Raw genomic sequence first — 6,696 nt, forward strand, 5'->3', positions numbered from 1 at the left:
GGCGTGGTGAGCGAGCTCTCTGCGGCGACCCGACGGACGCCGTCACCAGGTGCGGAGACGGAAGTGGCCTGGTGATTAAGGGTCGGATTGGCCTGCGTTGAGTGGCCACGTCGCACGTACGATGGGGTTGTCCGGCCCCGGTCCACCGGCCGCCGGATCCTCCAATCGAACCAGCATGTCGAAAGGCCTGACCGTGACCTCTCCCGGGACCACTTCCACCACTGCTGACGGCGTCACGCCCGTGACGGGCACCGCGCAGGTCAAGCGCGGTATGGCGGAGATGCTCAAGGGCGGCGTGATCATGGACGTCGTCAACGCGGAGCAGGCGAAGATCGCCGAGGACGCGGGCGCGGTGGCCGTGATGGCACTGGAGCGCGTGCCCGCCGACATCCGCGCGCAGGGCGGCGTGTCCAGGATGAGCGACCCGGACATGATCGACGGGATCATCGAGGCCGTGTCCATCCCGGTGATGGCCAAGGCCAGGATCGGCCACTTCGTCGAGGCCCAGGTGCTCCAGTCGCTCGGTGTGGACTACATCGACGAGTCCGAGGTGCTGACCCCGGCCGACTACGCGAACCACATCGACAAGTGGCAGTTCACCGTGCCGTTCGTGTGCGGCGCGACCAACCTCGGCGAGGCGCTGCGCCGGATCACCGAGGGCGCGGCGATGATCCGCTCCAAGGGCGAGGCCGGCACCGGTGACGTGTCGAACGCGACCACCCACATGCGCAAGATCCGCGCCGAGCTGCGCAGGCTCCAGACGATGAGCCCGGACGAGCTGTACGTGGCCGCCAAGGAGCTCCAGGCCCCCTACGAGCTGGTCCGCGAGGTCGCCGAGGCCGGCAAGCTCCCCGTGGTGCTGTTCACCGCGGGCGGCATCGCCACTCCGGCCGACGCCGCGATGATGATGCAGCTCGGCGCCGAGGGCGTGTTCGTCGGCTCCGGCATCTTCAAGTCGGGCGACCCGGCCAAGCGCGCCGAGGCCATCGTGAAGGCCACCACCTTCCACGACGACCCGGACGTGATCGCGAAGGTCTCGCGCGGCCTCGGCGAGGCGATGGTCGGCATCAACGTCGACGAGATCCCCGAGCCGCACCGCCTGGCCGAGCGCGGCTGGTAGATAACTTCTCGACGTGTGTGCCGGGGTCCGTTGTGGACCCCGGCACACACCTCATGCCGTTGGATAGTGCTCGATCGTGGCTTTGTGGCCGTTACTGCCGGCCAGCTTCGCGTCGCAGGTGACTAGCGGCACGTCAAGCCGCTCGGCCAGCGCGACATACAGCGAGTCGTGGCCGGACACCGCATGCCGCATCCGCCATGCGGCGTCGAGCAGCCAGATGTGTGGCAGCCGCTTTATCGGGGACTGGATGACCCGGGTGAGCGCGCTGGTGGCCTCCTCGTCGGTCAACCTGCCCTTGAGTGCCATTCGGCGCAGCACGCGCAGTGCCTCCGCGTCGATGACCTCGGGCGCGGCAGCGACAGACGTCATCAATCGCCGTAGCAGTCCGGGATCTGGTGGTTCGCTCACGACGATCTCGATGAGTGCTGAGTTGTCCACGACAACGTCGAAGTTCATTCGGCGTCCTCGTCTCGAATCTCCTGGATCGTGCGGGCCACAGTCTCTCGATCGACTCCCCAGTCCCGGTCGGTGGCCAGCTTGATCCACTCCGCCATACTCGGCTGGCTGGCTAGCTCGATGAGCTGATTTCGGAGGTAGGCCGTCAGTGACATGCCTTCGGCAGCGGCCCGCCCTTGCAACTCGTTGACCACGCGCACCGGCACGTCCCGAATCTGCACGGCCTTGACCGGGGCTTCCGGGGTGTCGCTCGGGTGGGCGTCCATGGAATCCACGATAAGCGCTGCGCCTGCAGATTGCATGCAATAATTGTCGGTCGAACACCAGTGCGACTGGATGCCTCGTTCGAGTGATCTGCGTCAGACGTGCTCCATCACCATGACGGCCGACGAGCCCGGTTCCAGCGCGCGGCATGTGTGCGGCAGATCCCCCGGGTACACCAGGTAGTCGCCCGGCCCCACCTCGATCGGCGCCTCGGTCGGCCCGGCCAGCACGCGGCCGGTGCTGACGATCATGTGCTCCACGGTCCCCGGCATGTGCGGCTGGGACTCCCTCGCCGGGCCGGGTTCGAGGTTCAGCACGTAGATGTCGCGCCGCGCGCCCGGCGGGCTGGAGGCGAGCAGCGTCGCCGTGTAGTGCGCGCGCTCCGAGTAGATCGCCGGTCCCTCGCCCGCCCTGATCACCTGGACCCTCGGCACCGGCGGGTCGACCAGCCGGCTGAACGGCACGCCGAGCGCGACGCCGAGCGCCCACAGGGTCTCCACGCTGGGGTTGGCGCTGCCGGACTCGAGCTGGGAGAGCGTGGACTTGGCGATCTTCGCGCGCTTGGCCAGCTCGGTGAGCGTCAGGCCGACCCGCTCGCGCTCGCGCCGCAGCGCGGCCGCGATGAGGTCGAGCGGCGCGGCGGCCCGCTCCCGGTGTTCTTCCATGCGCTCACCCCGCGTGTTCGGTCTGTCAGTCGGGCCGTTCGCCTTGACGAACGCCGACTTCGTGTTCACGATACGAGACTATGCGTTCGATATGGCGAACATTGGATCGCGAGTTACTCCGGAACGTCGGCGCGGTGGCCGCGGCCGCCGGCCTGGTCGGCGCGTCCTTCGGCGCGATCGCGGTGGCCGCTGGCCTGGCCTGGTGGCTGCCGCTGGTCATGTCCGTCCTGGTCTTCGCGGGCGGCTCGCAGTTCATGGCCGTCGGGGTGGTCGCCTCGGGCGGCAGCCCGGTGGCCGCCGTGATCGCGGGACTGGTCCTCAACCTCCGTCACCTGCCCTTCGGCATGGCCATCGGCGACGTCCTCGGCAGCGGCTGGCGGCGGCTGGTCGGCAGCCACCTGATCATCGACGAGTCGGTCGCCTTCGCCATGGGTCAGCGCGACCCCGAGCGCAGCAGGGCGGCCTTCTGGGCGTGCGGCATCTCGCTCTTCTTCTTCTGGAACCTCGGCGTGGTGGCCGGGTCCGTCGCCGGGCAGGCCATCGGCAACACCGACGCGCTCGGCCTGGACGCCGCGTTCCCCGCCGCCCTGTTCGCCCTGGTGCTGCCCTCGCTGCGGGACCGCGCCACCCGCCGCGTCGCGCTGATCGGCGCCGCCGTCGCGGTCGCGACCACCCCGCTGCTGCCGGCGGGGATCCCGGTGCTGCTCGCGCTGGTCGGCCTGCTCGCCGCCGGCCGCGCGCCGAAGCCGGCCACCGAACCCACGACCGAACCCACGACCGACCCCACGACCGAACCCACGACCGATCCCGCCGCCGACCCCGCTGCTGACAGCACAACCGCCCCCGCCACCTCGGAGGAGTCCCGATGACCATGGTCGCCGTGCTGGCGCTCGCCGCGGGAACCTACGGCTTCCGGCTGGCCGGACCCCTGCTGCGCAAACGCCTGGAGATCCCCGAGCGGGTCCGCAGGCTCCTGTCGATGGCGGCGTGCGTGCTGCTGGTCGCGTTGGTCGCGACCGCGACCTTCACCCAGGGGCACGGGTTCGCAGGCTGGTCCCGGCCGGCCGGGGTGCTCGTCGGCGCGGTGGTCGCGTGGCGCAGGCTGCCGTTCGTGGTCGTGGTGGTCGCCGCGGCCGGCACCACCGCCTGCCTTCGCCTGCTCGGGGTGTCCTGACCTCAGACCAGGGCGGCCCGCGCGGCCAGCGCGTCGACGCCGAACGGGACGCGATCGAGGGTCGCCAGCACCAGCATTCCCCCGCACAGCACGAAAACGACGTAGTGGAACTGTTCGGCGGCCGGCAGCGAGATCGTCATCGAGACGCCGTAGACGGCCAGCAGCCCGGCGGCGGCCTGCGCGGCGAGCCGGGTGCGCAGGCCGAGCAGGAGCGCGAGGCCGAGGCCGAGTTCGGCGACGGTCGCCGCCACCGCGAGCGGCCAGGCCAGGCCGCCGGGCAGGAACGTCGTCATCGATCGCGTGTAGTCCACGAAGTGGGCGAAGTCGCCCCAGGACACGCCTGCCGCGCCCGGCGCGCCGAAGACGCCGAACCGGTCGCACACGGCCAGCAGGAACTCGGCCGCCATGAGCAGCCTGACCAGGACCGACAGCCACGACCACCGGTCGCGCAGCGCGGCGAACACGGCGAAGAGCACGGTGACGGCGACGCCGAACGCGTCGAGGCCGGGGGCGCGGTGCAGCACGAGTCCGTTCAGCGCGAACCACAGCGACTGCGCGGCGAGCGCGAACCACAGCGCGCGGACGGTGTTGCGGCGCGTGCGCGGACCGCTGAGCACGATTGGTGACACGATTTCCTCCAGCGTCGACGTGGTGCTTTCGTCGACGAGGAGGAGCCGGGGGACCGCGACGTTCCCCTCGGTTCGCGGGTGCGTCGGTGAGGTGGTTCACGGAGACCGGCGGGAACCTCGTGCCGCGCGGACGCCTCCGCGCGAGGTCAGCCGCCGAGCGCGGCGGCGGTCGGCGGCACCGTGCTCTTGCGCACGTGCTCGAACACCAGGTTCGTGTGCAGCTGGGCCACCTCCCTGCGGCTGGTGAAGCTGTCCAGCACGAGCCGTTGCAGGTGCGTGGTGTCCGCGACCGCGACGTGCACCAGGAAGTCCTCCGGTCCGGCCACGTGCGACACCGAGATCGTCTCCGGCAGCGACAGCACGTAGTCCATGAACGGCCCGACCACGGCCCTGGTGTGCGGCCGGATCCGCACCGCGATCACGGCCTGCACCGGGCGGCCCAGCTCGGCGAGGTCGACCTCGGCCCGGTAGCCGGTGATCACCGCGCGCTCGCGCAGCGACCGGTGCCTGGTGACGCAGGTTGACGGGGCCACGTTGACCAACGCGGCGAGATCCTTGTTGGCCAGCCGCGCGTCCTTCTGCAACTCCTGGATGATGGCGGCGTCGACCGCATCGAGCACGTGAGTCACCTCTGGTTCGCGAACAGGATCGATGGCCCCGCTCGATTGGACGAATTCGACGCCGAGTTACGGGCGCACGGCCGAATTTAATGCAGTCGGGCATCGGCTGGCCAATTCTCCCGGCGATTCGCGGATTGTTGTGACGGCTGTTACATCAAGGCTTGCCCAAGCATCGAACCGCCGACTTTCGGGCATCACTAGGGTCCTGCTCCCAGCAGGGTGGCCCGCGTCACCCTGCTGATGTGTGTCGGGGCGCGGGAGGCCCCGACACCCCTCTGGACGGAAGGACCCACCTCGTGGATTCGTCAACGCAGACGGGGCGCGAAACGCAGCCGACGGTCGACGCTGACGGCTATACCAAGTCGCTCACCAAACGCCAGGTGCAGATGATCGCCATTGGCGGTGCCATTGGCGTCGGGCTGTTCCTCGGCGCCGGCGGCAGGCTCGCCACAGCGGGCCCCTCGCTCGTCTTCGCCTATGCGGTGTGCGGCGCCGCGGCTTTCTTCGTGATGCGCGCGCTCGGCGAACTCGTGCTGCACCGGCCGACCGCCGGCAGTTTCGTCGAGTACGCCCGCGAGTTCATCGGGCCGTGGGCCGGTTTCGCCTCCGGCTGGATGTACTGGGTGAACTGGGCGATGACCGGCGTCGCGGAGATCACCGCCGTCGGGATCTACGTGAAGAAGTGGCTGCCGGACCTGCCGCAGTGGATCACCGCCCTGATCGCGCTCGCCGCCCTGCTCGCGATCAACCTGCTGTCGGTGCGGCTGTTCGGCGAGCTCGAGTTCTGGTTCTCCGTGGTCAAGGTGCTCGCCATCGTGGTGTTCCTGGTGGTCGGCGCCGGTCTCGTCGCCACCAGCGCGCACATCGGCGACGGCCAGGCCGGAGTCGCCAACCTGACCGCGCACCACGGGCTGTTCCCGCACGGCGTCGGCATCGCGCTGATGTCCTTGCAGGCCGTGGTGTTCGCCTACTCCGCGATCGAGCTGATCGGCATCGCGGCCGGCGAGACGCACAACCCGCGCGCGGTGCTGCCCAAGGCGATCAACAGCGTGGTCTGGCGGATCGCGATCTTCTACGTCGGCTCGGTGCTGCTGCTGGCCATGCTGCTGCCCTGGGGGTCCTACAGCGGTGCCGAGAGCCCGTTCGTCACCGTGTTCTCCCGGCTCGGCATCCCCGGTGTCGGCGACGTGATGAACGTGGTCGTGCTGACCGCCGCGCTGTCCTCGTGCAACTCCGGCCTCTACTCCACCGGCCGCATCCTGCGGGCGCTCGCCGACAAGGGCGAGGCGCCTGCCTTCGCCGGGAAGATGAGCCGGCGGCACGTGCCCTACGGCGGCATCCTGTTCACCTCGGCGGTCTACGTGCTCGGCGTGGTGCTCAACTACATCGTGCCCAAGGAGGCCTTCGACATCGCCATGGCGATCGCCTCGCTTGGCGTGGTGGCGACCTGGGCCACGCTCATCCTCTGCCAGCTGCGGCTGCGCAGGGCCGCGCTGCGCGGCGAGGTCGAGCGCCCCAGCTACCGGATGCCGGGCGCGCCCTACACGGGCTGGGCGACGCTGGGCTTCCTCGCGCTGGTCATCGTCCTGATGGCGTTCTCGGACGGGCCCGAGTTCTGGGCGTTCTGCTCGCTGCCGGTGATCCTGCTGGTCATCGCGGCCAGCTGGAAGTGGATCCAGTCCCGCAGGGCGGCGGCAGCAAGCTAGGGGGCGTCCCGTGGATCTTGTCCGCGCTAGCCGGGCCGAGGCGGCCCCTGGCGGCACCGCCG

General features: G+C 70.0%; 9 protein-coding genes. 4 read left to right on the plus strand and 5 right to left on the minus strand.

The genetic code is table 11. The features are described from left to right. Window positions 1-175 precede the first annotated feature (175 nt). On the plus strand, window positions 176-1,120 hold the full coding sequence (gene pdxS, locus F0L68_RS27225; protein ID WP_149852666.1) for a pyridoxal 5'-phosphate synthase lyase subunit PdxS: 945 nt from the start codon (window positions 176-178) through the stop codon (window positions 1,118-1,120). Between the two features lie 51 nt (window positions 1,121-1,171). Here the strand turns inward: pdxS and F0L68_RS27230 are convergent, their stop codons facing one another. From F0L68_RS27230 to F0L68_RS27240, 3 genes are all read right to left on the minus strand, one after another. Next, window positions 1,172-1,576, minus strand: a complete 405-nt coding sequence (locus F0L68_RS27230) for a type II toxin-antitoxin system VapC family toxin (RefSeq protein ID WP_149852667.1) — start codon at window positions 1,574-1,576, stop codon at window positions 1,172-1,174. Next, window positions 1,573-1,842, minus strand: a complete 270-nt coding sequence (locus tag F0L68_RS27235; RefSeq protein WP_188316857.1) for an antitoxin — start codon at window positions 1,840-1,842, stop codon at window positions 1,573-1,575. The genes F0L68_RS27230 and F0L68_RS27235 overlap by 4 nt, the downstream gene beginning before the upstream one ends. 93 nt (window positions 1,843-1,935) lie before the next feature. Continuing rightward, window positions 1,936-2,505: a helix-turn-helix domain-containing protein gene (locus F0L68_RS27240; RefSeq protein ID WP_149852668.1), complete on the minus strand. Its 570-nt coding sequence runs from the start codon at window positions 2,503-2,505 to the stop codon at window positions 1,936-1,938. Window positions 2,506-2,585: 80 nt separating this feature from the next. On the opposite strand from F0L68_RS27240, the gene F0L68_RS27245 reads away from it, so the two are divergent. Further along, a complete protein-coding gene (locus F0L68_RS27245; RefSeq protein ID WP_149852669.1) occupies window positions 2,586-3,374 on the plus strand; it encodes an AzlC family ABC transporter permease in 789 nt (262 codons plus the stop codon). Continuing rightward, window positions 3,371-3,679: an AzlD domain-containing protein gene (locus tag F0L68_RS27250; RefSeq protein WP_149852670.1), complete on the plus strand. Its 309-nt coding sequence runs from the start codon at window positions 3,371-3,373 to the stop codon at window positions 3,677-3,679. The genes F0L68_RS27245 and F0L68_RS27250 overlap by 4 nt, the downstream gene beginning before the upstream one ends. A gap of 2 nt (window positions 3,680-3,681) precedes the next feature. Here the strand turns inward: F0L68_RS27250 and F0L68_RS27255 are convergent, their stop codons facing one another. Together F0L68_RS27255 and F0L68_RS27260 are read right to left on the minus strand one after the other, a co-directional pair. Continuing rightward, on the minus strand, window positions 3,682-4,308 hold the full coding sequence (locus F0L68_RS27255) for a DoxX family membrane protein (RefSeq protein WP_149852671.1): 627 nt from the start codon (window positions 4,306-4,308) through the stop codon (window positions 3,682-3,684). 146 nt (window positions 4,309-4,454) lie between these two features. Next, a complete protein-coding gene (locus F0L68_RS27260; protein WP_438672323.1) occupies window positions 4,455-4,928 on the minus strand; it encodes an Lrp/AsnC family transcriptional regulator in 474 nt (157 codons plus the stop codon). A gap of 386 nt (window positions 4,929-5,314) precedes the next feature. On the opposite strand from F0L68_RS27260, the gene F0L68_RS27265 reads away from it, so the two are divergent. Further along, on the plus strand, window positions 5,315-6,634 hold the full coding sequence (locus tag F0L68_RS27265; RefSeq protein ID WP_149852681.1) for an amino acid permease: 1,320 nt from the start codon (window positions 5,315-5,317) through the stop codon (window positions 6,632-6,634). Window positions 6,635-6,696: the final 62 nt, after the last annotated feature.

Source organism: Solihabitans fulvus (assembly GCF_008386585.1).
Lineage (GTDB): Bacteria > Actinomycetota > Actinomycetes > Mycobacteriales > Pseudonocardiaceae > Solihabitans > Solihabitans fulvus.

Bases quoted from the DNA above. Each gene is read 5' to 3' on its own strand.
- pdxS (WP_149852666.1), top strand. From the start codon at position 176: ATGTCGAAAGGCCTGACCGTGACCTCTCCCGGGACCACTTCCACCACT.
- F0L68_RS27230 (WP_149852667.1), bottom strand. From the start codon at position 1,576: ATGAACTTCGACGTTGTCGTGGACAACTCAGCACTCATCGAGATCGTC.
- F0L68_RS27235 (WP_188316857.1), bottom strand. From the start codon at position 1,842: ATGGACGCCCACCCGAGCGACACCCCGGAAGCCCCGGTCAAGGCCGTG.
- F0L68_RS27240 (WP_149852668.1), bottom strand. From the start codon at position 2,505: ATGGAAGAACACCGGGAGCGGGCCGCCGCGCCGCTCGACCTCATCGCG.
- F0L68_RS27245 (WP_149852669.1), top strand. From the start codon at position 2,586: ATGCGTTCGATATGGCGAACATTGGATCGCGAGTTACTCCGGAACGTC.
- F0L68_RS27250 (WP_149852670.1), top strand. From the start codon at position 3,371: ATGACCATGGTCGCCGTGCTGGCGCTCGCCGCGGGAACCTACGGCTTC.
- F0L68_RS27265 (WP_149852681.1), top strand. From the start codon at position 5,315: ATGATCGCCATTGGCGGTGCCATTGGCGTCGGGCTGTTCCTCGGCGCC.